This window comes from Candidatus Pelagibacter bacterium nBUS_25 (assembly GCF_051200975.1).
Taxonomy (GTDB): Bacteria; Pseudomonadota; Alphaproteobacteria; order Pelagibacterales; family Pelagibacteraceae; genus Pelagibacter.
In genome coordinates this window covers 329775-354008 of record NZ_CP172846.1, presented here as the reverse complement: position 1 = coordinate 354008, position 24234 = coordinate 329775, and the positions used below count along the sequence as shown (strand labels likewise).

General features: G+C 30.9%; 27 protein-coding genes and 1 pseudogene. 13 read left to right on the top strand and 15 right to left on the bottom strand.

Annotated features, from left to right (window positions below; translation table 11 throughout):
- Position 1 precedes the first annotated feature (1 nt).
- The 4 genes from ACIJYH_RS01820 to ACIJYH_RS01805 are packed head-to-tail and all read right to left on the bottom strand — an operon-like array spanning position 2 to position 2837.
- Entirely contained in the window at positions 2–853 is an 852-nt protein-coding gene (locus tag ACIJYH_RS01820) for a HalD/BesD family halogenase (RefSeq protein WP_435163546.1), read from the bottom strand.
- 6 nt (positions 854–859) lie between these two features.
- Entirely contained in the window at positions 860–1234 is a 375-nt protein-coding gene (locus ACIJYH_RS01815; RefSeq protein WP_435163544.1) for a cytidyltransferase, read from the bottom strand.
- Positions 1234–1641, bottom strand: a complete 408-nt coding sequence (locus ACIJYH_RS01810) for an AAA family ATPase (protein ID WP_435097894.1) — start codon at positions 1639–1641, stop codon at positions 1234–1236. Before ACIJYH_RS01810 ends, ACIJYH_RS01815 begins: the two co-directional genes overlap by 1 nt.
- A gap of 2 nt (positions 1642–1643) precedes the next feature.
- Positions 1644–2837: an aromatic ring-hydroxylating oxygenase subunit alpha gene (locus ACIJYH_RS01805; protein WP_435164229.1), complete on the bottom strand. Its 1194-nt coding sequence runs from the start codon at positions 2835–2837 to the stop codon at positions 1644–1646.
- 103 nt (positions 2838–2940) lie between these two features.
- On the opposite strand from ACIJYH_RS01805, the gene ACIJYH_RS01800 reads away from it, so the two are divergent.
- From ACIJYH_RS01800 to ACIJYH_RS01790, 3 genes and pseudogenes are all read left to right on the top strand, one after another.
- On the top strand, positions 2941–3669 hold the full coding sequence (locus tag ACIJYH_RS01800) for a methylenetetrahydrofolate reductase (protein ID WP_435163542.1): 729 nt from the start codon (positions 2941–2943) through the stop codon (positions 3667–3669).
- Positions 3662–5021: pseudogene (locus ACIJYH_RS01795) on the top strand (aminomethyl transferase family protein). Before ACIJYH_RS01800 ends, ACIJYH_RS01795 begins: the two are co-directional and overlap by 8 nt.
- A gap of 153 nt (positions 5022–5174) precedes the next feature.
- Positions 5175–5720, top strand: a complete 546-nt coding sequence (locus ACIJYH_RS01790; protein WP_435086650.1) for a hypothetical protein — start codon at positions 5175–5177, stop codon at positions 5718–5720.
- Here the strand turns inward: ACIJYH_RS01790 and ACIJYH_RS01785 are convergent.
- The 4 genes from ACIJYH_RS01785 to ACIJYH_RS01770 are packed head-to-tail and all read right to left on the bottom strand — an operon-like array spanning position 5717 to position 9120.
- Entirely contained in the window at positions 5717–5884 is a 168-nt protein-coding gene (locus ACIJYH_RS01785) for a hypothetical protein (RefSeq protein ID WP_435163540.1), read from the bottom strand. The two genes, ACIJYH_RS01790 and ACIJYH_RS01785, sit on opposite strands and share 4 nt — an antisense overlap.
- A complete protein-coding gene (locus ACIJYH_RS01780) occupies positions 5877–6488 on the bottom strand; it encodes a DUF3726 domain-containing protein (protein WP_435163539.1) in 612 nt (203 codons plus the stop codon). Before ACIJYH_RS01780 ends, ACIJYH_RS01785 begins: the two co-directional genes overlap by 8 nt.
- A 2-nt stretch (positions 6489–6490) precedes the next feature.
- Positions 6491–8152: a hypothetical protein gene (locus tag ACIJYH_RS01775; protein WP_435163538.1), complete on the bottom strand. Its 1662-nt coding sequence runs from the start codon at positions 8150–8152 to the stop codon at positions 6491–6493.
- Between the two features lie 2 nt (positions 8153–8154).
- Positions 8155–9120 (bottom strand): membrane dipeptidase, encoded by a 966-nt coding sequence (locus ACIJYH_RS01770; RefSeq protein ID WP_435163536.1) that lies wholly within the window; start codon positions 9118–9120, stop codon positions 8155–8157.
- A gap of 93 nt (positions 9121–9213) precedes the next feature.
- Between ACIJYH_RS01770 and purE the strand changes: the two genes are divergently transcribed.
- From purE to ACIJYH_RS01750, 4 genes are all read left to right on the top strand, one after another.
- Positions 9214–9705, top strand: coding sequence for a 5-(carboxyamino)imidazole ribonucleotide mutase (purE, locus tag ACIJYH_RS01765; RefSeq protein ID WP_435163534.1), 492 nt, complete (start codon positions 9214–9216; stop codon positions 9703–9705).
- Position 9706: 1 nt separating this feature from the next.
- Positions 9707–10753: a 5-(carboxyamino)imidazole ribonucleotide synthase gene (locus ACIJYH_RS01760; RefSeq protein ID WP_435097878.1), complete on the top strand. Its 1047-nt coding sequence runs from the start codon at positions 9707–9709 to the stop codon at positions 10751–10753.
- Positions 10754–11212, top strand: a complete 459-nt coding sequence (locus ACIJYH_RS01755) for a GNAT family N-acetyltransferase (protein WP_435163532.1) — start codon at positions 10754–10756, stop codon at positions 11210–11212.
- Between the two features lie 113 nt (positions 11213–11325).
- The gene (locus ACIJYH_RS01750; RefSeq protein WP_008545539.1) at positions 11326–11532 is read left to right on the top strand and encodes a cold-shock protein; all 207 of its coding nucleotides are present in this window, start codon (positions 11326–11328) and stop codon (positions 11530–11532) included.
- 99 nt (positions 11533–11631) lie between these two features.
- Here ACIJYH_RS01750 and ACIJYH_RS01745 read toward each other — a convergent pair whose 3' ends face one another.
- Positions 11632–11796, bottom strand: a complete 165-nt coding sequence (locus ACIJYH_RS01745; RefSeq protein ID WP_435163530.1) for a hypothetical protein — start codon at positions 11794–11796, stop codon at positions 11632–11634.
- Positions 11797–11943: 147 nt separating this feature from the next.
- Here ACIJYH_RS01745 and ACIJYH_RS01740 point away from each other — a divergent pair, with 147 nt between their 5' ends.
- From ACIJYH_RS01740 to ACIJYH_RS01730, 3 genes are read left to right on the top strand one after another with little or no spacing between them, the layout of a single operon-like run.
- Positions 11944–12291 (top strand): cupin domain-containing protein, encoded by a 348-nt coding sequence (locus tag ACIJYH_RS01740; protein WP_435163526.1) that lies wholly within the window; start codon positions 11944–11946, stop codon positions 12289–12291.
- Positions 12292–12315: 24 nt separating this feature from the next.
- Entirely contained in the window at positions 12316–13062 is a 747-nt protein-coding gene (locus ACIJYH_RS01735) for an aspartate/glutamate racemase family protein (protein ID WP_435088761.1), read from the top strand.
- Positions 13063–13065: 3 nt separating this feature from the next.
- Positions 13066–13506 (top strand): hypothetical protein, encoded by a 441-nt coding sequence (locus tag ACIJYH_RS01730; protein WP_435163524.1) that lies wholly within the window; start codon positions 13066–13068, stop codon positions 13504–13506.
- On the opposite strand, the gene ACIJYH_RS01725 is transcribed toward ACIJYH_RS01730, so the two are convergent.
- Positions 13503–13805, bottom strand: a complete 303-nt coding sequence (locus ACIJYH_RS01725) for a hypothetical protein (RefSeq protein ID WP_435163522.1) — start codon at positions 13803–13805, stop codon at positions 13503–13505. The genes ACIJYH_RS01730 and ACIJYH_RS01725 overlap by 4 nt on opposite strands.
- A 107-nt stretch (positions 13806–13912) precedes the next feature.
- Between ACIJYH_RS01725 and ACIJYH_RS01720 the strand changes: the two genes are divergently transcribed.
- Positions 13913–14761 carry a DMT family transporter gene (locus ACIJYH_RS01720; protein WP_435163520.1) on the top strand — a complete coding sequence of 283 codons (849 nt, stop codon included), beginning with the start codon at positions 13913–13915 and terminating at the stop codon, positions 14759–14761.
- Between the two features lie 27 nt (positions 14762–14788).
- Here ACIJYH_RS01720 and ACIJYH_RS01715 read toward each other — a convergent pair whose 3' ends face one another.
- From ACIJYH_RS01715 to ACIJYH_RS01700, 4 genes are read right to left on the bottom strand one after another with little or no spacing between them, the layout of a single operon-like run.
- Positions 14789–15376 carry a sarcosine oxidase gene (locus ACIJYH_RS01715; protein ID WP_435163518.1) on the bottom strand — a complete coding sequence of 196 codons (588 nt, stop codon included), beginning with the start codon at positions 15374–15376 and terminating at the stop codon, positions 14789–14791.
- Positions 15373–18369: a sarcosine oxidase subunit alpha family protein gene (locus ACIJYH_RS01710; protein WP_435163516.1), complete on the bottom strand. Its 2997-nt coding sequence runs from the start codon at positions 18367–18369 to the stop codon at positions 15373–15375. The genes ACIJYH_RS01715 and ACIJYH_RS01710 overlap by 4 nt, the downstream gene beginning before the upstream one ends.
- Positions 18369–18638, bottom strand: a complete 270-nt coding sequence (locus tag ACIJYH_RS01705) for a sarcosine oxidase subunit delta (RefSeq protein WP_435090786.1) — start codon at positions 18636–18638, stop codon at positions 18369–18371. Before ACIJYH_RS01705 ends, ACIJYH_RS01710 begins: the two co-directional genes overlap by 1 nt.
- Positions 18639–19895 (bottom strand): sarcosine oxidase subunit beta family protein, encoded by a 1257-nt coding sequence (locus ACIJYH_RS01700; protein ID WP_435086620.1) that lies wholly within the window; start codon positions 19893–19895, stop codon positions 18639–18641.
- 127 nt (positions 19896–20022) lie between these two features.
- Here ACIJYH_RS01700 and ACIJYH_RS01695 point away from each other — a divergent pair, with 127 nt between their 5' ends.
- On the top strand, positions 20023–21708 hold the full coding sequence (locus tag ACIJYH_RS01695) for a formate--tetrahydrofolate ligase (protein ID WP_435163514.1): 1686 nt from the start codon (positions 20023–20025) through the stop codon (positions 21706–21708).
- A 5-nt stretch (positions 21709–21713) separates the two neighbouring features.
- On the opposite strand, the gene ACIJYH_RS01690 is transcribed toward ACIJYH_RS01695, so the two are convergent.
- A complete protein-coding gene (locus ACIJYH_RS01690; protein WP_435163512.1) occupies positions 21714–22742 on the bottom strand; it encodes a glycerol-3-phosphate dehydrogenase in 1029 nt (342 codons plus the stop codon).
- A 143-nt stretch (positions 22743–22885) separates the two neighbouring features.
- On the opposite strand from ACIJYH_RS01690, the gene ACIJYH_RS01685 reads away from it, so the two are divergent.
- The gene (locus ACIJYH_RS01685) at positions 22886–24223 is read left to right on the top strand and encodes an NAD(P)-binding domain-containing protein (protein WP_435163510.1); all 1338 of its coding nucleotides are present in this window, start codon (positions 22886–22888) and stop codon (positions 24221–24223) included.
- The last annotated feature ends 11 nt before the right edge of the window (positions 24224–24234 follow it).

Below are 24234 nucleotides of genomic sequence, written 5' to 3'. Positions count from 1 at the left end.
ATCAATCAGCTAAACCATCAGATCTAGCTTGATTTCTTTCTATATGAATTGGTAGAACTTTTCCATAAATAGCTTCTGAATGTTCAGGAGTATTAACTCTCCAAGGATCCAATACATAAGCTGGTATACAAAGATATCTTGGTTTTTCTCCTTTTACTTTTGTAACTCTATGCAGTGTAAATCTACCCTTAAATATTTGTAAATCTCCAGGTTCTAATTTTAATTGCCGAACCTTTGTTCTGTCACCATCTAGTACTTTTTTAACTTCATCAAAATTTTCATTTCCTGGCTCTCTAATAAATGGACAATATTCAAAAATTCCACCCTCGTCAGGTTTTTGTATCATTATACTGAGTGTAAATTCACAGCTATCAAAATGCCAAGGAAGAATTCCTTCCGACCTCATTACATTGTAAGCGTGACAAGCCAATGGGTCTGCCCATCTGTATATTGGTGAGATCCCTAGACAAGCGGATACAAATTTTAAAAGCTCTTCCTGCTCGTATAAAAATTTCATTTCAGAGCCGTTGTCAAAAAGATCTGAGTTTAAATATCCATTATCTCTCTCTAAAAAAGTTCTTTTAGGATGGTTTGGAGATAAAGAAGGATCATCCTTGGAGTTAAGATATGGATTAATACTTTTTTTAGACATAAAAACTTTATCAATTTTTTTTTCCAATTCAAAATTCATAGTCTCAATTGACTTTGGTAAAATAAAATTTGGAATAGTAGAGCAGCTAAACTGTTCTAAATCTTCTTTACATTTTTTAATTATTGCTTGTATCTTGCTGGAAGACAGATCATGAATTGGATAATTTTCTAAATCTACAATAGTTTTTAATCTATCGTTCATTAAAATTTATTCCAATTTTCCTTCTTCTCTCATCTTAGCTCTAATTTTAGTAGCTGAGATTTCTTGAATTTCTTTCGAAAGTTCAATTTCTTCTATTTTGTAGCCAACACCACGTCCATAACAAATGTTGGTGATATTTGGCACAAGCATTACTTTAAATTGACCTTCAAATTCAGGATTTAACTTGTCTTCAATATTTTTTTTAACTGTTTCAAAATCAAAAGGATTATCATCAACTCCTTGAACATCTCTAATTTGAATGCAAACTTGACCTGTTTTTTTTACAATTTCTTTAAATAAAGTGTAATGACCATCATGAAATGGTTGCCATCTTCCTAACATTTGTGCAGTTGGTTTTTTATTATCCCATTCGTGAGCCATTATTTTATCTCCTTTAATATTTTTGGTGCCCAATTTTTAGCATCTTGTGTGGTCACATGAAAGTTAAACTTATCAGGTTTAACAAACATTTTATTAGTGTCATCAAATCTTCCTTCTTTAATAGTATCAACCCAAACAACAAAATCTGCAGGGAATAATTTTCTTGCTTCAGGTGTTGGGCAAACAAAATCAGCTACAACAAAATTTCCTCTCTCTTTTAATTTTTTTGCAAAATCTGCCATTCTTCTTGCTTGTCTTTTTCTTCCTTCTTCAGAAAAATCCCAATCATTTGCTTCTTTTCTAACCTCATCAGCATTTAATCTTTTTGCATTAAGCATTGGTGCTAATTCTTCAGCTAATGTTGTTTTTCCTGAGCCAGGTAGACCCATTATTAAAATAATTTTCATCTTTATAATAAACTATTTGCTACCCATTTATGAAATTGATGAGTTGGTTGATCCATAACTGGTGAAAAGTTTCCTCCATTATAAACTGGTGAACCTCTTCCTTCCTGCATTCCTTCGATTGCACTTATATCTTCCAACATTACATCTTTCCAAAATCTTGCATTTTCTTTTCTCAATTCTTTGAGTTCTTCACCATTAGCACTTTTATCACCAACATAATACATTTGCATATGTTCTCTAGTTTTATTCGTTGCAAGTGGCTCCAGCCAAAATACATAAAAATGATCTAAGTGCAATCCAATCATTACATTTGGGAATAGTGCAATATATTCAGAATTTTTGAGTGATTTTTTTTCCCAGTTTTTAAATGTATCAAATTTGTTATTTCCTTTAACTGGTTGTTCATATTTCTCACTTCCTTGTCCCGCAAATCGATTTGGTAACCCTTGAATGTGATAATGATCATTAATATTTGATACTTTGTTTAGTTCTGGGTGAATAGTTGGTAAATGATAACTTTCACAATAATTCTCAATTGCAAACTTCCAATTACATTTAACTTCTAAATCAAATGAACCATGGTCTTTAGAATGAACTAATAATTTTTGATCTTCATGATTAATGAATTTAGACCATCTTTGTTCAAGTGGATTGATATATTCTTCAAATTCAATTTCATTTGAATTAATATTAACAAAAATAATATCCATCCATATTTTAGATCTAACTTCTTTTAGATTGCTCTGATTCTTATTAAATTGATTTGAATTATGAATATTTAAACCTCCTATATGAGGGGTAGCCACCAGTTTTCCAGTAAAGTCATATGACCAGGAATGATAAGGACATCTAATTACATTCTTTAAAGTGCATGGCTTGTCTATAAGCTTGAAACCTCTATGGCTGCAGACATTGTGGAATACTCTAATATTAAGATCTTTGTCTCTAACTATCATCAAAGGAATCCCGAGTAGATTGTATGGTTTGGCATCTCCAGCATTAGGTATTGAGCTACCCACTCCAATTACTGTCCATTTATCACAAAAAATCTTACCCCTTTCATATTCTAAATATTGCTCATTGGTGTAGCATTCGTTTGGAAGCCCATTTGCAGTCTCAATAGATTTGTCCACATTCATCAATTTCTTAATATCCAAGATTTTTGAGAGAGAATTATTTTTAAGATTTTGGCCCATAAAAAAAATTACCATGGCCATAATTTTTGGCAACAAATTTCCATTTTGGAACATGTTGAATTTCTTTGACAGCTTTTTCAAATAAGATAATGATCGGGAAAAAATGAATTTTTCATTGGAAATTGGTCCACACACTGACCTAGAAACTTTACCTTCTGTGAAGGATGTTTATGTTACAATGTTGCCAGGTGGTGATTATAAAGAAACTGCCAATAAATCGGGAGACCTTGTAAAAAAAGGTTTTAATCCAGTTCCACACTTTCCAGCTAGATCAATAAACAATGAAGATGAATTAAAAGATTATGTTTCAAGATGTAAAGATCAAGGAGTTAAGCAAGCTTTAGTAATTGGAGGAAGTAGAGAGCCAATTGGAAAGTTTGATAGCTCATATCAAATTTTAGAAACAGGTTTTTTTGAAGGAATTAAAATTGGTATTGCAGGTCATCCTGAAGGAAGTCCAGATATACCAGAACAAAATTTAGAAAAAGCAATGATAGATAAAAAGCCTTATGCTGATTACATAGTAACCCAATGGTTATTAGACAGTCAGCCTATTGTTGATTTCATTTCTAAACAAAGCGTACCAGTGCATGTTGGAATTACTGGGCCAATGAAAATATCTAGCTTAATAAAATTTGCTAATATTGTCGGGGCGAAAAATTCCATTAATTTTCTTAAATCTAATTTTACTAAGGCGTTAGATTTATTGAAACCTAAAGACCCTAATGATTTAATTGGGAAAGTTAAATCACATACTGATAACTTCCACATTTATACATTCGGCGGCTTGAAGGAAACAAACAAGTGGTTGAAGGAGAATAGTTATGTCTAATGAGTTTGACTATACTAAGTTAAAACATGCTACTACAGTTGATCAATCAGATCGTGCAGTACCATACAATTTAAGACAAAGTGGGCCAACTAAAGTTGAAATGCTTATCTCAACAAGAGTAAGAAAATCACCTTATTGGCATTTATCAATGCAGGCAGGTTGCTGGAGAGCAACAGTTTACAATCGTATTTATCACCCAAGAGGATATGTAAAACCAGAAGACGGTGGAGCAATGGTTGAGTATGATGCAATTGTAAATCACGTTACTATGTGGAACGTTGCTGTTGAAAGACAAATTAGAGTTAAGGGTCCGGATGCAGAAAAATTTACTGACTATGTAATAACTAGAGATGCAACAAAAATTTCTCCTATGAGAGCAAGATATGTAATCTTGTGTAATGCATATGGTGGAGTTTTAAATGATCCAATTCTTCTTAGAATTTCTGAAGACGAATTTTGGTTCTCTTTATCAGACTCTGATATTGGCATGTACCTTCAAGGTGTAAATGCTGATGGAAGATTTGATTGTACGATTGAAGAAATTGATGTCAGTCCAGTACAAATACAAGGACCAAAATCAAAAGCTTTAATGAAAGACCTTTGTGGGGATCAAGTTGATTTCGACAATATGCCTTTCTACGGTTTAGCAGAAGTTAAAGTGGGTGGAAGAAGTTGTGTCATTTCACAATCTGGTTTCTCTGGAGAAGCTGGGTATGAAATATACTTAAGAGACTTCTACTTTATATGCTGAGGATATGTGGAATGCTGTTCTTGAAGCAGGTAAAAAACATAGCCTAATGGTTATTGCTCCTGCTCACCATAGAAGAATTCAAGCAGGAATTCTTTCATGGGGTCAAGATATGGACGCTCAACATAATCCGTTTCAGTGTAACCTAGGTTACCAAGTTTCATTATCTGGAAAAGGTGAATGGAACAAAAAAGGTGATTATGTTGGTAAAGCTGCTTTAGAAAAGATGGGTGCAGAACTTAAAGATGGTAAAAAACCTTACAAGCTTCAATTAGTTGGACTTGAATTAGGTGGAAAACCAATTGAAGAGTATGCTCCTGATTTTTGGCTAGTGTCACCTGAGAATGGTGGAGATCCAGTTGGATTTATCACCTCTCCTTGGTATCACCCAGAAAAAAAACAAAACATTGCTATGGGATATGTGCCATTTGATGGAACATTAAACTCTAATGGCTTTCCAAAAGGTACTGTTGGAACTAAATTTAAAGTTCATCTACCTGAAAAATACTCTGATACACCAGGAACACCTGTTGATGCAGTAGTAGTGGATATTCCATTTAAAGAGTCTTTCAACGCAAATACAAGAGAAGTTGTAAAAGGCTAAATCTATTTTGGGGGAGTTTTATTAAAGCTCCCCCATTTTCTCGATGACTAAAAATTTTTTAATCGTAATTTGCATTATTATTGCGATTGCTTTAATAATATTCCCATTAATAGTTTCATATAAAGCTCAAAAGAATAAAAAGAATAAAGATTAATGTTTGGTGAATTTTTAAATATAGTTTTTAAATCAATTAAATTAGATAAATCTCTTTATACAGATAATAAAAACTTTGGAGAAGCTTCAGTTTATTTTGCTGGACTTATAATGATCTTAGACGGAATTGCTGGTGCTGTAGCCGCAAACACGGTCATTAAAACTGCAGTTGCTATGTCAGGACTTACGTCAATTATAACTTGGTTAGTTTGGGCAATCTTTATTTATGTAATTGGTGTTAAACTTTTTCCAGACAAAAAAACAAAAGTTCCTTTTAAAAAAGTTTTAACTGCAGTTGGATTTGCTCATGCACCTGGTTTACTTAGATTTTTTGCAGTAACTCCAAACATGATGATACCAATCATTTTTCTTACACAATTTTGGATTTTTGCAGGATTAATTATCTCTACCAAACAAATATTAGGATTGAAATCTAATATAAAATCATTTGGAATAGTATTTTTATCTTTTTTGATAATAGCATTCTTATCTATTTCTTTTGTAATGAGTAGAATGAATATGCTGCCCGTAAATCAGATCAGCTAAATTGGAAAAATAGTTTTAGAAACTCTACAGGATGAACACAGTTTGTAACTAGTCAAAATTAAATTTTGAGAAACACTTTCATCTTCTTTCTTACATTCTTCACAAATATTGTTTAATTCTTTAGCAATTTCTTCACTATACTTTTGCTCTAATTTATCAGTCATTATCTGTAAGTCCTGCCCCAGCGGCACCTTGTTTTAAACTATCACTTTCTTCAACAAAAGTATTTTCAGCTAATTTATACAAGCTATTCCACTCTGAATCTGTGAAATTATCTTGGTTATTAATAAATTTGATCTCAATTTCATTTGCAAATTTAGGAAACTCTTTATTAAAAATATTTGAAGAAATATTTACATTTAAATTCATCAAAATTTCATTTTGATCAAATTTAATATATATTTTTTTTCCACTTATTTCTGATGCTCTGCTTAAAAATGATAAAAATATAATTGGATGTGCAATTTTCTTAAATTTAATTGTCTCAAAATTTTCTATCAATTTAATTTGATCCAAAAAACTAATACCAAGTATAATTGGGCAGAAAGCTTCTGAAGTAGGTTCGTTTTTTTCGCTAATTAAATTTAATTCTTCAAAATTTTTTGTATCTTTCTCTTTATAATAATAATTTAAATTTTTAATTCCTTGCAATCCAAACATCTCCAATAATCGTATAGATTTTCCTACCTCTTCAGAATTTCCCCACGAAAAACCAACTGCTCTACTTGCTCTTTTGGCTGCAGTTTCAATTTCACTTAAAGATCTCATAATTAATTATTAGTTTTATATACCCATTGCTCATCGTAGTTTTTTAATTCGCCTGGTAATGGTGCGCCTTGGAACATGCAAATTCTTAACCATTTATCTGATCTTGGATCAAACTTTAATGCACCAAAAAATGACAATTTAAGCCTCAACATATCAATAGGGACAATATTTTTACTGATTGTATTATCTTGAATTTCCGAATAAGGAAATTTTTCTATTATAAAGGCCCTTCTAACAACGTGTCTTAATTCTGAGTTTGAGGATAAAAATTCAGCAATAGATGAATTATTTTTTTCAAACAATAATTTTTCATAAAGTTTTTTTATATCTCTTGCAACAGCAAGTGGCTGCTCAAGATCAGACCCATGTTCCTCAAATCTATCCGCTAATCTAGGTTCTTCTTTATTTTTAGAAATAAACCAGAAATTTTGATGATTTTCTTTTTGATCAAAATTAATGTTTAAAATATTTGGATATTTAATTTCAATAATGTCCCTTAATTCGTGCACAGTACGATTAGTTGGAATGTTAAAGTACTTATCTTCATCAGAACTCATATTGCTTACTAAAGGGTTTGTAATATTGCTATAAGGCTCCATCATTATAGAAACGATATATTCTATACATTCTTCACATGTGTTTTGCTCTAACCACAAATATATTTCATTGAATGGATATTCAGTTTTAAAATCAAAATTATTTTCAATGTAATTTATAAATTTTTCGACATTCTTGAGAAGTAAGCTAATTTTTTTTTGTTGATATTCGCTATCTGTATTCCAGCTAGTAATATTTTTTATAGATTTTTTCACACAATCTATAAAAAGTTCACTATCCTCGTTTTCAACAATTTCTATTTCTCTAATTTCTTTTAATGCCGTTTCTCTGCTAAGGATCCAATTATTTAACAATGTTGGGTGATTGACTATAAAAGGAGCCATGCCAAGGCCTGTTGAGTTGCCAATACCTAAATTTTTACAAATTTTCTTATCTAATTTCACTGCTTTTTTTGGGTTTTTGCAATGTGCAACATGATTTACTTGATCAAAAGTAAATTGTCTTACAAGGTAAACTAACATCATCTCTAATCTGAAAGGACCATTAATTTCCTCTCTATTTTTAATTCTAAATCTATCAGCAAGTCCAAATTTACCAGATCCATAAACTGCTGTGGTTCTATACAAGTAACCAACTTTAGATAATAAGTTTACATCAGGTTGTTTGCCCTCACTTAGACTTTCTACAACATGGTTAAAAACTCTTACTGATTTGTTAGCTCTTGAAAGAGTTAACTCTTTAAACGTAAGTCTCCCTACTTCCTGTTTGGGAACTTCGTCTTTTAATCTTTTAATATCATCTGAGCTTGGAACGCCATCATGTAATGTAAATGCTGCGTCCCATTTAGTTGCTATAACCCTATCAGATCTTTCCTCATCTTTAATTGGATTTGCAAAACATACTAAAGAATAAACTCTATCTTTTTTTTTAAATGAATAAACTGCTTCTCCATAACCTTCTTGGTCTAAGTTAAAAATATCTCTATTGTAATCCCAATCTTTAAACTCACTTAAAAAACTTCTCAAAAATGATAATTTTGACTGATGAAATGATCCTAATCTTGATAATTTCATAATTGTATTTGGGTCTCTTAACTCAATTTTCATAATTAAATTGATTTATAAAAATTATACCAGTTGTTTCCTAGTATTCCATATGTCTCACTATCTGAAAATCCTATCTTTTTAAGGCCATTTTCAATATTCTTAAATCCTCTAGCATCCTCAAACCATTCAGGTTGTTTAGGAAAGCCAGGTTTATTTTTAGAACCTTCTCCATAATTTTTACTTTTAGACCAAGTGCCATTTCTCATCCATTCAACAATACTGTCTGGTTGATCTAAGCAGAGATCAGAACCAATACCTATATTTTTTAACTCCATAATTTCAGCTGTTTTAGCGACCATTTCACAAAAACTTTCAATTGTACAATTTGTGTTATCTTTTAAATGATGTGGGTACAAAGATAGCCCTAACATGCCACCACTTTCGCTTAGCGTTTTTAAAAGATCATTAGATTTATTTCTTTTTGCGGCATGCCAAAATGTCGGGTTTGCATGAGTTATTGCTATTGGTTTTTCACTTAATTCAATTGCATCAAATGTACTCTTTTCTGCTGAATGAGACATGTCAACCACTATACCTACTCTATTCATTTCTTTTATTGCTTCACGACCAAAGTTTGTAACTCCACTATCTATTTTTTCATAGCAGCCAGTTGCTAGTAATGATTGGTTATTATAGGTGAGTTGCATAAATCTACATCCTAAATTATGAACTTTTTCTACTAAACTAATATCATCTTCAATTGGGGAACAATTTTGAAAACCAAAAAAAATTGCTGTTTTTTTTTCAGAATTTGCTTTTTCAATATCTTTATAGTCTCTTCCAAGGAATATTAAATCTGAGTTTTCTGAAAAAAGTATTTCCCATTTTTTAATTTCCTCTAAAAGCTCATGATAATCTTCGTGATAAACAATTGTTACGTGGACCGCATCTAGTCCAGCAGATCTATTAAATTCAAAAATTTTTCTGGACCAATTACAGTATTGTAAATTATCAATTCTAAAATTCATATTATAAGTAACTTTAATCAAAATGGTTTTTAAATACTATTAATTTTATTGAAATTTTAAGCTAATTTTGAAATAAGACTTTTAGTATTCTTCATGAAAAAAAATAAACCTTTAAAAGTTTCAATAATAATGGGTAGTCAATCTGACTATAAAACCATGCAACTTACTGAAAAAACTCTTAAAAAAATTGGAGTTTCTTTTGAAACAAAAATTATATCAGCACACAGAACTCCTAAAAGAATGTATGAATACGCTTTTGCTACTGAGAAAAATAATATTGGTGTTATTATTGCCGGTGCAGGTGGATCCGCCCATTTACCAGGAATGATTGCTGCTTTAACTCCTTTGCCCGTTTTAGGTGTTCCAATAGAGAGTAAAAAACTTAAAGGATTAGACAGCTTGCTATCAATTGCACAAATGCCAAAAGGTATACCTGTTGGTACACTAGCAATAGGTGAAGATGGTGCAATAAATGCTGCTTTATTAGCTGCTTCAATTATTGCAAATAATAATCCAACTATAAAAAAAAATTTAAATAATTTGAGATTATCACAAACAAAATCTATTAAAAAAAAACCTAAGTAAGATGTCAGAAATAACACTTGGTATTATTGGTGGTGGCCAACTTGGCAGTATGCTTGCGATATCAGCAAAAAAATTAAATATCAAAACTGTTATTTATTGTGATGATCCTGACGCACCTGCACAAAATTTTTGTAATAAATTTATTTCAGGTACCTACAACGATAAGGAAAAGATTATTGAATTTGTAAATTTAGTTAATTATGTCACTTATGAATTTGAAAATATTCCTTTTGAAACATTAAGTGAAATAAATAAATTGAAACCTGTTTTACCCAAACCATCTGTAAACAGACTTATTCAGCATAGATTAGCAGAAAAAGATTTTGTAAATAATTTAAATATCAGAACAACAAGATATGCATCTGTTGAAAACGAGTCTGAAATTGAAGCTCTTGATGATCTTTTGCCAGGTATTTTAAAAACAACTACTCTTGGATATGATGGAAAAGGACAATATCCTATTAATTCAATTGAAGAATTTAATTCACTAAACATTGATTTTTCAAAAGGTTATATTTTAGAGAAGTTAGTTAAATTAAAAAAAGAGATTTCAATTATTATTACTAGATTTAACATCCAAAAATATGAAATTTATGAACCAATAGAAAACAAGCATGAAGATCAAATATTAAAATTTTCAAAAATTCCTGCAGATATTGATAAAAAAATTTACAATCAATCTAAAGATTGGGCGATGTCTATAGCTGAAGAGCTAAAATATGTCGGAACATTATGTGTAGAATTTTTTATTGATAGAAATGACAATTTATATGTTAATGAAATTGCTCCAAGAGTTCACAATTCTGGCCATCTCACAATTAACGCATATAACGTAAGTCAATTTGAAAACCATATTAGAGCAGTATGTGGTTTAGAACAACTACCGTTAAAAAAATTATCTAATGCAACAATGGTTAATTTAATTGGAGATCAAATATCTGAATATAGAAAATTATCTAAATTTAAAGAAAATGAGTTCTTTTTTGATTATCTTAAAAAGGAGATTAAAGAAAAAAGAAAAATGGGTCACCTAACAACTTTAGTATAAATGTTAAAATCAATAGAAGGTAATTTTGATGATCCTAAAGTACATGAGCTGCTTACAAGGCATTTTATTGAATTAAGAGCAGCCTCACCCGAAGGGAGTGCTCACGTTTTAGATATTCCTGGATTAAAAGTTTCATCAATAAAATTTTGGAGTTTATGGCAAGAAGATATGTTGATGGGCTGTGGTGCTTTAAAGTTTTTGGATAAAGAGCATGGAGAATTCAAATCAATTAGAATTCATGATAATTTTAGAAGAATGGGAAATGGTATTAACGTAATTAATCATTTAATTAATGAAGCTAAAAAGCTAGATATTAAAAAGTTAAGTATAGAAACTGGTGCCGGTGTTTTCTTCAAGCCTGCTAGAAGATTATTTAAACAATGTGGTTTTGAAATATGTGACCCATTTGCTCATTATAAAGAGGATGTAAACTCTGTTTATCTAACTAAGAGCTTATAAAAAAAATCAAAATTTAATCAATTTTGTTGACAAAACCCTAATTAATCTAAACAAAGCCAGAATTACTTAATTATAAGTAATAAATTAATACAACGAAAAGTAAGAAGATAAATATGAGTCTACAAGGAAAAGTAAAATGGTTCAATCCAACTAAAGGTTTTGGTTTTATTGAAAGAGAAGACAAAGAAAAAGATGTGTTTGTACACGTTTCAGCAGTAAGAGATGCTGGTATGAACGGTTTAGATGAGGGTCAAGCTTTGACTTTCGATGTTGAAGATGGTCCTAAAGGTCCTTCAGCAGTTAACTTAAAAACTGCATAATTCACACTTCCTATTGGCTGAGATTTTTTAATTAAATTAATTTTTTAATTATTTAGCTAAATATTTCAGCCAATACCAATTAGTCCCTCCAAATAAAAATTAAAATATTCCCTCAAGATATTTAGTAATTTCTTTACTTCTCGGATCCTCATTTGCAAAACATTTAGTTAATGCTATTCCGTGAAAACCTCCGAGAGTTACTTTCTTCTTACATTTTGAAGATGTGAGATTGACAAATTTAACTTCATTATGATTTTCAAACATAGAATAATCTTTTGGACTATTAAAATTGTCTTTAAAGGATTGGTTAGATAGCAGTAAACTAAAGATAATTATTACTAAAAATTTTATATGCCTTAAATTTATCATAAACAGATTGTAAATAATCATTAATTGTTATTACTATAAAGTATGGAAAAAAGACAAATAATAAATTTTAACAATCTTAAATTTGAGCCTTTTGATAATTACGGTGTTGTTGTGCCTGGTATGAGTTGGCATAAGATAAGCTATAATAGAGAAAATGGTGGTCAGGGTACATATGTTCTTAAGATGGAGCCAGGTTCAAAAAGCTTACCTCATGAACACACTGGGTTTGAAGAATTTTTAATGTTAGATGGAGAATTAATTGATCCTGATGGTAAGATTTTTAAAAAAGGTGACTTTATATCTTTTAAGCCAGGTTCAAAACACTCATCACACACAATAAATGGTTGCTTGGTTCTAGTTTTTATGAGAGGAATTAATAAAGCAATCTAATTAAATTAATTTCAAAAATATATTATGATCGGTATCTTAGGTGGAATGGGAACGCAAGCAGGTTTGGACTTTTGTAATAAACTTGCAATTTTAAATAGAGGAAAAATTGATCAAGAGTATCCTTTATTTATCCTTTATAACAAATCTAACATACCTGGTAGACCAGAGTCTATTGGAGTTCAAACGGGTAATTTATCAAATAAATCCTCAAATAATGCTAGTAAAAAGAAATATAACAATGTTTTAAAAAGTTTACTCCATGGATGTAAATTACTTGAAAAAAATAAATGTAAATTTATTGTTATTCCATGCAACACGGCTCATTATTGGTTTGATGATTTGCAAAAAAAAATAAATATTCCTATTATAAATATGCCAAAAGAAGTTTTTAAATTTACAAAAAAAAATTGTAAGAAAAATTCAAAAGTTGGCTTATTAGCTACTGAAGGAACACTAAAAACTGGTGTATATAATAAAATTTTTAATAAAGATTATAATTTAATACAACCCTCTCAAAATCTTCAAAAAAAATCTGTAAATAAAGCCATAAAATTTGTGAAAATGGGTGACGTCAAAGCTGCTGCAAAAGCAATAAAACCTGCAATTAATGAATTAATCAAAATGAAATGTAAAAAAATAATATTAGGCTGCACAGAGCTTCCAATAGCAATTTTTGCTTTTAAATCATTCAGTAATGTAAAATCATCTAAAATTTTTTTAGACCCTAATTTAATACTTGCAACTTCTGCAATGGCTAAACACAAAAGTTAATTCATGCCAATTGATAACGACAAGCCTTACGTTCTAAGAGTTGCAGAATTAATTTACTCTAAAGTAGTAAATATTAAAAAAGAAAACTCTGAAATGACTAACATTCAAGCATTTGAAGTTTTTATGACAACAAAAGATTATGATTTAATAAGTTCTGGAGAATTTCATAATCAATGGTTTTTAGAATTAAAAAAAAATGATTTTATAGACAAGCAGACTGGTAAAAAAATTAACGAAGAGACAATGAGACTTTTAGAGATTCAGAAAGACTCGATGGTTAAATTTTTGATGAAAATTCCAAAACTTTATTATACAAAAAGTCACTTTCCCTTAGAAATATCTCAAAGAGCTTTTGATCATTTGTGGAGAGTTTGTGAAAGTTATGAAATGTGGTGCAAAGAAACAAAACAAAAAGAATTAATTCAATTAAATATATTAGACTAGTTTGTTAATTTTTTTCTGACTAACAAAGCTTTATTTTCTGCCCATTCTTTTAAATCTTTAAGAGATCTTTTTTTTTCACTATCATTTTCAATGTTATCAACTGCATCTAACATGTGATTAAATGGATCTTTGCCAGTCTCATTTTTAATTGCTGTATTGGCTCCATATTGAAATCCAGCTTGCAGGATGTTACCTGATGTTACTACTGTAATTCCGGAACCAAGCAATGCTGTAGATTGAACGCATCCGCTTAAGACGATAAGAGTTACAAGTATTATTGATATTTTTGAAAATTTCATAAGATATATTGAAATGATACATAATTTAAGATTCAACTCAAGATAGAATAAGTTCAATTTGAGTATAATTTAAGAGAATAAGAATAATATTCATCTATAAAACAAAAATGGTCAAAATTTTTCCGTTTATTTTTATTTTATTGTGGTCATCAGCCTTCATTACTACAAAACCAATAATAGATAACAGTGATCCATTTTCAGCACTTGCGTTTAGATTTTCAATTGTTGCTATTGGTTTTTTTTTATTTTCTATCTATTCAAAACAAAAAATTTTAATAAATAAAAAAAACTTTATTGAGTCTTTTTTTAGTGGGGTTCTTTTTCATGGATTTTATTTAGGTGGGGTTTTTTATTCAATTTCAAAAGGAATGCCTACAGGAACCGCTGCTTTAATAGTTACTCTTCAACCAATTTTAACAAATGCTCTAAGTGGACCAATTTTAAATGAAAAAGTGTCAATTAAACAATGGATTGGAGTTTTGCTTGGGTTTGTTGGCGCAACCTTAGTTTTAGGTTTAGATATTGGTTCAGAAATTCCAATAGCTGGTTTGGTTGCAACCATAATAGCTTTAATTGCAATAACATCTTCGACTATTTGGCAAAAGAAACTTAGTAATAATTTACCTCTATCAGTAAGTAACATGTATCAAGCTATAGGTGGTTTTACTTTTCATCTATTGGTTATAATATTTTTTGCAAAGCCATATATTGATTTTTCACAAACATTTTTAATTGCTATGAGTCACCAAATATTTTTAGTGTCATTTGGTGCTTTTACAATATTGATGTATTTAATTAAAAATAACTCAGCAAGTAAAACTGTTTCTATATTTTTTTTAATACCAACAACATCAGCTCTCATGGCTTGGTTGTTTTTAAACGAAAGTTTAACTAATCTAGATTTATTAGGGTTTTTAATAACCACAATAGGTGTTTACATTGCTACAAGAGATTAAAAATATTTAGATAGAATGTTTTAAACCTTACAAAGATTTAAAACCAAATTCTAAAGAAGCATCTGTAATAGAGTGATACAAAGATTCACCAAAGCTTCTAAGAGCAAATAATCTTACTTTATCTGAATTGTCGTCTAGCATATCAACCGTGAAAGCTATTCCATTATAAGTAGAATTTATTGAATTATTTTTTTCTAAAGTATTAAAATTAAAAGGACAGCCTTTCTTTAAAACTTCTTTAGCATCCTGACCTTCTATTTCAATTATCGCTTTTGAGTGAGATAAATCAGTTACAGCAAAATCTGTTTCATTTAAATTTTGTGAAATATTTTTAAGTAAATCTTTTTTTGTTGAAACTAAAAGCCAATTTTTTGGCCCATTCCATAAAATTCTTGTATCATTATTATTTGATACATTTAATGGCTCATCTTTTAATTTTAAACCATCAATATCAACACTTTCAATTGAAACTGTAGAACTTTTATACTGAACTATTTGAACTATTAATAAATTCTTTATCTCAGAAATTTTTAAAAGATTATCTTCATTTTTACCTTCATGATCACCAAATTGACCTTTTGAATGAACATTTGCTAAAGCTGATATTAAACTCACGATCTAACCCTTTCACCTTTTGGATCAACATAGTGTGATGAGACTATTTCAACTGGGATTACCTTATTTTTAACTGGAGACATTACAAATAACTTTTCACCAATCATGTTTTTTCCATCTTTCAATATTGCTAAAGAAAATGGATTATCATGCTCAACACTCCAACATGAAGCTGAAATATAACCTAATTTTGGATTTGGTAATGGTGCATTTGAATCTTTAACTAAATGCGATCCTTCAGGAATACTTGTTTTTTTATCTAAAGGAACAACTCCAACAACTTTTTGCCTATCTTCAGCTACAAATGCTTCTCTAGTTAAAGATCTTTTGCCTATAAAATCTTTCTTTTTACTTAATAATCCTTCTAAAGAATTGTCATAAGGTATTGTTCTTCCATCAAGCTCAGATCCTGCAACGTGTCCCATTTCAATTCTAAGAGTTGATAATGCCTCTGTTCCATATGGTTGAATTTTAAATTGTTGACCAACTTCCATAATTTTTTTCCACATAAAGTTTCCGTTATCAGACTCAACATTTATTTCATATGCAAGCTCACCAGAAAATGAAATTCTAAAAATTCTAGCCTTAACTCCAAACAAATCTCCCTCCATGTAACCCATAAAAGGCAATCCTTCATTTGATACATCAGAATTTGGAAATAGTTTTTGTAATAAATCTCTAGATTTAGGTCCAGCAACTGCAGCTCCTGCCCATTGCTCTGTAGTTGAAACTACATTCACATTTAATTCGGGCCATACTAGTTGTAAATAATATTCTAAATGTGAAAGAACGTTTGCAGCTTGTGCGGTAGTAGTTGTCATATGATAATGGTTTTCTGAAATTCTTGTAGTTGTTCCATCGTCCATAACAATCCCATCTTCTCTTAACATTACACCATATCTTGCTTTACCAACTGGTAACTTTAACCATGCATTTGTATAAACTCTATTTAAAAGTTCTGCTGCATCTGATCCTTTAATATCTATTTTACCTAATGTAGTTACATCACAAACGCCTACATTTGTTCTTACATTTTTTGCTTCCCTTTTTGATCCCTCAAATAAATTTTCATTTCCCTGCTTATAGTATCTAGGTCTCAACCACACACCTGCATCAACAAAAACTGCATTGTTTTTTTCATGCCAAGAGTGCATTGGTGATTTTCGTGTTGGTTTTGAGTGTTTACCAACCTCTCTTCCAACAATTGCTCCTATAGAAACTGGCGTATATGGAGGTCTAAAAGTAGTGTGACCAACATTTGGTACTACTTTATTTTCAATATTTGATACTAATTGTAAGCCATTTAAATTACTCGTCTTGCCTTGGTCAGTTGCCATACCAAGCGTTGTATATCTTTTTACATGTTCAATTGATCGATAACCCTCTTTAAGCGCTATCTCTACATCAGAAACCGCAACATCATTTTGAAAATCTAAAAATCTTTTATAATTTTTTCCCTCAGGTAATGGCACACACCAAAACTTGTCGTGAGTTGTTGATTTTTTTTCGACTACATTTGGAAATGAAATTTCATTATTATTGTTAGTAATTTTTTTTGATAACTCATGACCAGTTTCAAAAGAACTTTTCAAAGTTTCCTCTAAAGTATAAGTTCCATTTGCAGCGCCTAAAGTTGTTTCGTTTTGTTTTGATGTTCCTGGAACAAATGCATCAATATCTTCATTGAATTTTGTTTTATTTCCAGATTGTGAAGCTAAATGAATTGTTGGTGTCCAAAAACCTGAAACACATATACAATCACATTTAATATTTTCTACCGTACCAAGCTGCTCTTTATCATCTGAAATTTTTGCAATATCTGCTGATTTTACTTTTTTATAACCTTGAGCGGCGACTACCACATAAGAAAACTTAATATTAATTCCTAAATTTTTTGCTTCATCGACTACTTCCGATTGAGGATCTTTTCTTGTATCTAAAATAATTGGTTCAACACCATTTTTTTTAAATTCAATTGCAGTTTCATAACCACTATCGTTATTCGTAAATATTAAAGGATTTCTTCCGACTAATACTCCATAAACTTTAAGGTATTCTTTTGCTGCTGATGAAAGCATTACTCCTGGTGTATCATTGTTTCCAAAAACAATTGGTCTTTCAATTGATCCTGAAGAAATTAAAACCTCTTTTGCTCTAATGTACCAAAGTCTTTGTTTTGGATGGTATTTTTTTGTCTGCGGAAGGTGATCACTAATTCTTTCAGACATTACCAGCATGTTATGATCATAATATCCAAAAACCTGTGATCTGTTTTTAACAACAACGTTAGGCATTTCTTTAAGTTCTGAAATTATTCCATCAGCCCACTCTTTGCCTGATTGATTTCCTATATTAGCATCACTAGTTAATAAAGTTCCTCCATGTCTAGCTTTATCTTCAGCTAAAATAACTCTTGCTCCATTTTTTGCTGCAGCGTATGCACTCGCTAAACCTGATGGGCCTGAACCAGCTATTAATAAATCACAATATTCATATTTATGTTCATATCTCTCTTTATCATGTTTAGTAGATGCAACACCAAGGCCTGCTGCTTTCCTAATAAATGGTTCATAAACTTTGTACCAAAAGCTTTTTGGCCACATAAAAGTTTTGTAATAAAACCCAGCAGGTAAAAACATTTTAAAGAAATTATTTATTGCTCCAATATCAAAGTTTACACTTGGCCAGCAATTTACACTTGTTGCCTCTAACCCTTCAAAAAGCTCTTGTTCTGTGGCTTTAATATTCGGTTCAGTTTCACCATTTCTATATAATTGAACAATTGCATAAGGTTCATCAACTCCTGCACCAAAAAAACCTCTTGGTCTATGGTATTTAAAGCTTCTACCAATTAAATGAACACCATTAGCTATTAAAGCTGAGGCTAAAGTGTCTCCCTCATAACCATAATAAGTTTTACCATTAAACTTAAAAGATAATTTCTTATCTCTATTTATTAAACCAACATCTGATAATCGATAACTTTGATCCATTATGAATTATCCTCATTAGCTTTTAGTGTTCTAAATATTTCATGAGTTGCAGTGTCTCTTTCAACTTTTATCCATTGTCTGCACCCTGATAAATGTTGCCATAACTCTAAATGTTTTCCCCTTAAACTTTTTCTATTATAGACAAAGTTATCCCAATCTTGATCTGTTACCTCTTTATTAAGTTCTGGTCTTTTAACAGTTGCATCACCACCATAAGAAAATTCATTTTGTGATCTCATTCCACAGTGTGGACATTTAATATGAAGCATTTATGAAATCCAAGTTTTTGTTCCAAGTCCTTTTTCATCAAGTAAGTGACCTGTGTTAAATCTATTTAAACTATAACCAGCATTTAATTTATGAACCCTGTCTTGAGCAATTGTATGAGCGAATGTCCAACCCGATGCAGGAGTTGCTTTAAATCCACCGTAGCACCAACCACAATTTAAATATAAACCTTCAATATGTGTTTTATCAATTATTGGAGAACCATCCATAGACATATCCATTATTCCACCCCAAGTTCTCAACATTTTTAATTTACTTAAGAACGGCATCATTGCTATTCCTTCTGTTAACACATGTTGTAAAGTTGGTAGGTTACCTCTTTGTGCATAACTATTATATCCATCAAGATCCCCACCCATTACCATTTCACCTTTGTCAGATTGACTAATATAAAAGTGTCCAGCTCCAAAAGTAACTACTCTATCTAAAATTGGTTTTACAGGCTCTGAAACACAAGCTTGAAGTAAATGAGTTTCTACAGGTAATGTCATATTTAATTTCTCTGCTAAAATATTTGTACTTCCAGCAACGCATAATCCGATTTTCTTAACCTTGATGTCACCTCTTGAAGTTCTTACTCCATTAATCTTTCCGCCAACAACGTCAAATCCTGTTACCTCACAATTTTGAATTATATCAACTCCCATTGAGTCTGCTTGTCTTGCATACCCCCAAGCAACAGCATCATGTCTTGCTGTTCCAGCACTTGGTTGCATCAATCCCCCAAAAATTGGAAACCTCACATTTTCAGAAAAATCTGCCATTGGAATAATTTCTTTAACTTGCTCTCTATTTAATAAAACTGCATCTATTCCATTCAGTCTCATTGAATTTCCTCTTCTCGCATAAACATTCATTTGGGCATCTGAGTGAGCAAGATTAATAATTCCTCTTGGTGAAAACATTACGTTGTAGTTTAAATCTTGGCTCATCTTTCTCCATAGATCCATTCCAAATTCACTAAAAAGTGCATTATCATCATGCATATAATTTGATCTAATAATTGTAGTATTACGGCCAACATTTCCACCACCAATCCAACCCTTTTCAATGATTGCAACATTAGTAATGTTGTGTTCTTTTGCTAAATAATATGCAGTCGCTAAACCATGACCACCACCTCCAATGATTACAACATCATATTCTTTCTTAGGTGTTGGATCTTTCCATGCCAAATCCCAGTTTTGGTGCCCAGAAAAAGCATTTTTAATTAGATTGAAAATTGAATATTTTTGCATCAGATATTTTTATCTCAATGAATATAAATAGTTCTTATTTTTTTTATATATATTTTTTAGAAGTTTCCAAAGATGTCAAAAAGGGGTAAGAAGTCATCAAAGAAATTTATAACTTGTAGGATTCTATATGAGCGAAGTTAAGTCAGATATTCAAATAGCTAGAGAAGCTAAAATGCAACCTATAAATGATATTCTAGCAAAAATAAATGTACCTGACGAAAGTGCTGCTTTCAGTCCAATGGGCAGACACATTGCAAAAATTAATTTAGAATATTTAGATACCTTAAAAGATAAACCAGACGGAAAATTAATTTTAGTTACCGCAATCACTCCTACTCCAGCAGGTGAAGGTAAGACCACTACTTCAGTTGGACTTAACGATGGTCTGAATAAAATTGGAAAAAAATCTATTGTATGTTTAAGAGAGCCAAGTCTTGGCCCTTCATTTGGTATGAAAGGTGGAGCAGCTGGCGGTGGATACGCACAAGTAGTTCCAATGGAACAAATTAATTTACATTTCACTGGAGACTTCCATGCAATAACTTCTGCACATAATTTATTATCTGCTTTAATCGATAATCATATCTATTGGGGAAATAAATTAGATATAGATGTAAGAAGAATTGTTTGGAAAAGAGTGATGGATATGAACGATCGTTCTTTGAGAGAAATAAATATTAATTTAGGTGGTATCGCAAATGGATTTCCTCGGGAAGATGGATTTGATATAACTGTTGCATCAGAGATCATGGCGATCTTTTGTTTATCAAATGATTTAGAAGATCTAGAAAAAAGAATAGGGAATATTACAATAGCGTACACGAGAGATAGAAAACCTGTTTATGCAAAAGATTTAAAAGCTCAAGGTCCGATGACTGTATTATTAAAAGATGCTATTAGACCTAATGTAACTCAAACTTTAGAAAATAATCCTGCGATTATTCATGGTGGTCCATTTGCAAATATTGCTCATGGATGCAACTCTGTAATTGCTACAAAAACAGGACTAAAGCTTGCTGACTATGTGGTGACTGAAGCAGGGTTTGGTGCTGATCTTGGTGCAGAAAAATTTCTTGATATAAAATGTAGAAAATCAAATCTTAAACCGAGCTGTGTAGTAATTGTTGCAACAATTAGAGCATTAAAAATGCATGGTGGGGTTGTCAAAGATGATCTGAAAAATGAAAATGTAGAAGCTCTAAAAAAAGGATTGATTAATCTTGAAAGACATATTGAAAATGTAAAAAAATTTGGGTTACCTGTTGCTGTTGCAGTTAACCATTTTATTAAAGATACTGATAATGAAGTAAAAGCTTTAATTGAATTTTGTGATGGATTGGGAGTTAAGGCAAGTCTTTGTACTCACTGGGCAAACGGTGGTGAAGGAACAAAGGAACTAGCAGCTCATGTTGCTGATTTATGTGAAAAAAATGAAGCTAAATTTAAGTTTTTATACGAGAGCAAAACACCTTTATTTAAAAAGATAGAGACAATTGCAAAAGAGATTTACAGAGCAGATGAAGTTATCGCTGATACAAAAATTAGAGATCAACTTAAAAGTTTTGAAGAAGCTGGTTATGGTGAATTACCAATTTGTATTGCAAAAACTCAATATAGTTTTTCAACTGATCCTAGTCTTAAAGGTTCACCAACAGGTCACGCATTACCAGTTAGAGAAATAAGGCTTTCTTCTGGTGCAGAATTTATAGTTGTTGTTTGTGGGGCTATTATGACAATGCCAGGTTTACCAAGAGTGCCTGCGGCTGACTCAATCAAGCTTAATAAAGATGGTGAAATAGAAGGTCTATTTTAAAATTTTTACCAGTCAATTTGTAATTTTTTATTTTCACAAATAGTTTGCAGCATACTGAACATTAGTGGGAAATGCTGAGGATTTAAATCTTGTAAAATTTTTGGTCCAATTTCTAAAGCTAATTGAGCACCTTCTACAGTAATATCTTTCATAAATTTTTCTTTAGCATCATTATACAGATGTCCTTCACCCAAATACTTTCCCATCAAACTATTTCTTCCTCCTATTGCACTAACATATAAGTCTCCTAAACCCGCTAAACCATAAACTGTTTCTGCTTTACCTCCATAATTAGAAACAAACTCTACCATTTCAGAAATTGATCTATGTATCAAAGACGCTGCAGTATTTAAAAAATATTTTGACTGAATATCTTTTGATGCTTTGGGATTGCTCAAGCCTTCAGATGCTCCAATTAGCATTGAGTAAATATTCTTTATTGCTCCTGATAATTCAACACCATTTATATCTTCTGAGATTTCAGTAGAGTAATAGTTTGTTGAGATTGTTTCTTTTAGGAACTGACTTTCTTTTAAGTTTTTATTTGCAATAACTGTTCCTGTTCTCATTTTATTTGCTAATCCTGCAGCTAAACATGGTCCTTTGATGGCTGAAATATTTATTTCAGAATGACCTTCTCTTTCTAAAAGATTTTTAATTTTGTCTGAAAGTGTAGAAAGTTCATTGTCTACTATGGATAAACCCTTGGTCAATAATACAATTGGTATTTTCTTTTTATAATCTTTTGAAATTTGTTGAACAAACCATTCAATACCTACTGAACTTACTCCGCAAACTATAATATCAATATTTTGTTTTAAAATATTTTGTAATTTTTCAAATTGCTCAAATTTAATTTCTTTTGGTAATTGTGTTTTTAGTGCTGGGTGGATATGGTTGTTAGAATTGATACTTTTAATTAGGTTGTCTTCCAAATGTGTTCCAACAATTGTAACATCATTTTTATTATCCAGACATGGGACCGCAAAAGCAGACCCCATTGCACCAGCACCAATTATAACTATTTTTTTCATAAGCTAAATTAAACTAAAGTTTACCAATTAATTAATACAACCGTTACAAGATTTTATTTATTTATAGAAATTTATTTTATTGCAATTTTTATCATTTTGTTAGTAAACTAATCTTATAAAATTAACAAAGTTGGAGAAATTTCATGACAAAAGTTGCAATTATCGGTGCAGGACCTTCTGGTTTAGCTCAACTACGAGCTTTTGAGTCAGCTCAAAAAAAAGGTGAAAAAATTCCTGAAGTAGTTTGCTTTGAAAAACAAGAAGATTGGGGAGGGTTATGGAATTATAGCTGGAGAACTGGAACTGATGAGTATGGAGAACCTGTACATTGTAGTATGTATAGATATCTTTGGTCCAATGGGCCAAAAGAATGCCTTGAGTTTTCAGATTATTCTTTCGATGAACATTTTGGAAAACCTATTGGATCTTATCCTCCAAGAGAAGTAATATTGGATTATATACGTGGCAGACTTGCTAAATCAGATTTTAAAAAACAAGTAAGATTTAGAACTTCTGTTCGTTGGGTTAGTTACAACAAAGACAGTAAACTATTCACTGTTTCAGTTGAAGATTTAGTCAAAAAAGAAACCTATAGCGAAGAATTTGATTATGTTGTGTGTGCTTCAGGACACTTTAGCACTCCCAATGTGCCTGAGTTTGAAGGACTTTCTACTTTTGGAGGAAGAGTAATGCACGCACATGATTTTAGAGATGCGTTAGAATTTAAAAACAAAGATATTTTGATTGTAGGTACAAGTTATTCCTCAGAAGATATTGCATCTCAATGTTACAAATATGGATGCAAATCTATAACAATTAGTCACAGAACTGCACCAATGAATTATCATTGGCCTGATAAAATTACTCAAGCACCTTTGTTAATAAAAGCTGATCCAGATAACACTGTTCACTTTAAAGATGGATCAAAAAAAAAGGTGGATGCCATAATTTTATGTACTGGATATTTGCATCATTTTCCTTTTCTTGAAGAAGAGCTTAAATTAAAAACCAGCAATTTATTATGGCCTCTTAATTTATATAAAGGAATATTTTGGGAATCTAACCCTAAGATGATGTATTTAGGTATGCAGGATCAATTTTATACTTTTAATATGTTTGATGCTCAAGCTTGGTATGCAAGAGATTTTATTCTTGGAAAAATTTCATTACCTTCAAAAGATGAAATGACAAAAAATAGTCTTGAATGGAAAAAAAGAGAAGATTCGTTACAAGACGATGAGCAAAAGATTTGGTTCCAAGGTGATTATACAAAAGAACTTATTGAGGCTACAGATTATCCTGATTTTGATATAGAGGGAGTAAATAAAACTTTTATGGAGTGGGAGCATCATAAACATGAAGATATTATGACTTTTAGAAATAATAGTTATAAATCTCTAATTACTGGAAATAAATCTCCTTTACATCATACAGAATGGCTAGATGAGTTAGATGATTCCATGAAGGCATACATAAAATAATTTTTTATCAC

Excerpts from the sequence above, each read along its gene's own strand:
- ACIJYH_RS01820 (WP_435163546.1), bottom strand. The coding sequence starts at position 853 with ATGAACGATAGATTAAAAACTATTGTAGATTTAGAAAATTATCCAATT.
- ACIJYH_RS01815 (WP_435163544.1), bottom strand. The coding sequence starts at position 1,234 with ATGGCTCACGAATGGGATAATAAAAAACCAACTGCACAAATGTTAGGA.
- ACIJYH_RS01810 (WP_435097894.1), bottom strand. The coding sequence starts at position 1,641 with ATGAAAATTATTTTAATAATGGGTCTACCTGGCTCAGGAAAAACAACA.
- ACIJYH_RS01805 (WP_435164229.1), bottom strand. The coding sequence starts at position 2,837 with ATGGGCCAAAATCTTAAAAATAATTCTCTCTCAAAAATCTTGGATATT.
- ACIJYH_RS01800 (WP_435163542.1), top strand. The coding sequence starts at position 2,941 with ATGAATTTTTCATTGGAAATTGGTCCACACACTGACCTAGAAACTTTA.
- ACIJYH_RS01790 (WP_435086650.1), top strand. The coding sequence starts at position 5,175 with ATGTTTGGTGAATTTTTAAATATAGTTTTTAAATCAATTAAATTAGAT.
- ACIJYH_RS01785 (WP_435163540.1), bottom strand. The coding sequence starts at position 5,884 with ATGACTGATAAATTAGAGCAAAAGTATAGTGAAGAAATTGCTAAAGAA.
- ACIJYH_RS01780 (WP_435163539.1), bottom strand. The coding sequence starts at position 6,488 with ATGAGATCTTTAAGTGAAATTGAAACTGCAGCCAAAAGAGCAAGTAGA.
- ACIJYH_RS01775 (WP_435163538.1), bottom strand. The coding sequence starts at position 8,152 with ATGAAAATTGAGTTAAGAGACCCAAATACAATTATGAAATTATCAAGA.
- ACIJYH_RS01770 (WP_435163536.1), bottom strand. The coding sequence starts at position 9,120 with ATGAATTTTAGAATTGATAATTTACAATACTGTAATTGGTCCAGAAAA.
- purE (WP_435163534.1), top strand. The coding sequence starts at position 9,214 with ATGAAAAAAAATAAACCTTTAAAAGTTTCAATAATAATGGGTAGTCAA.
- ACIJYH_RS01760 (WP_435097878.1), top strand. The coding sequence starts at position 9,707 with ATGTCAGAAATAACACTTGGTATTATTGGTGGTGGCCAACTTGGCAGT.
- ACIJYH_RS01755 (WP_435163532.1), top strand. The coding sequence starts at position 10,754 with ATGTTAAAATCAATAGAAGGTAATTTTGATGATCCTAAAGTACATGAG.
- ACIJYH_RS01750 (WP_008545539.1), top strand. The coding sequence starts at position 11,326 with ATGAGTCTACAAGGAAAAGTAAAATGGTTCAATCCAACTAAAGGTTTT.
- ACIJYH_RS01745 (WP_435163530.1), bottom strand. The coding sequence starts at position 11,796 with ATGTTTGAAAATCATAATGAAGTTAAATTTGTCAATCTCACATCTTCA.
- ACIJYH_RS01740 (WP_435163526.1), top strand. The coding sequence starts at position 11,944 with ATGGAAAAAAGACAAATAATAAATTTTAACAATCTTAAATTTGAGCCT.
- ACIJYH_RS01735 (WP_435088761.1), top strand. The coding sequence starts at position 12,316 with ATGATCGGTATCTTAGGTGGAATGGGAACGCAAGCAGGTTTGGACTTT.
- ACIJYH_RS01730 (WP_435163524.1), top strand. The coding sequence starts at position 13,066 with ATGCCAATTGATAACGACAAGCCTTACGTTCTAAGAGTTGCAGAATTA.
- ACIJYH_RS01725 (WP_435163522.1), bottom strand. The coding sequence starts at position 13,805 with ATGAAATTTTCAAAAATATCAATAATACTTGTAACTCTTATCGTCTTA.
- ACIJYH_RS01720 (WP_435163520.1), top strand. The coding sequence starts at position 13,913 with ATGGTCAAAATTTTTCCGTTTATTTTTATTTTATTGTGGTCATCAGCC.
- ACIJYH_RS01710 (WP_435163516.1), bottom strand. The coding sequence starts at position 18,369 with ATGGATCAAAGTTATCGATTATCAGATGTTGGTTTAATAAATAGAGAT.
- ACIJYH_RS01705 (WP_435090786.1), bottom strand. The coding sequence starts at position 18,638 with ATGCTTCATATTAAATGTCCACACTGTGGAATGAGATCACAAAATGAA.
- ACIJYH_RS01700 (WP_435086620.1), bottom strand. The coding sequence starts at position 19,895 with ATGCAAAAATATTCAATTTTCAATCTAATTAAAAATGCTTTTTCTGGG.
- ACIJYH_RS01695 (WP_435163514.1), top strand. The coding sequence starts at position 20,023 with ATGAGCGAAGTTAAGTCAGATATTCAAATAGCTAGAGAAGCTAAAATG.
- ACIJYH_RS01690 (WP_435163512.1), bottom strand. The coding sequence starts at position 22,742 with ATGAAAAAAATAGTTATAATTGGTGCTGGTGCAATGGGGTCTGCTTTT.
- ACIJYH_RS01685 (WP_435163510.1), top strand. The coding sequence starts at position 22,886 with ATGACAAAAGTTGCAATTATCGGTGCAGGACCTTCTGGTTTAGCTCAA.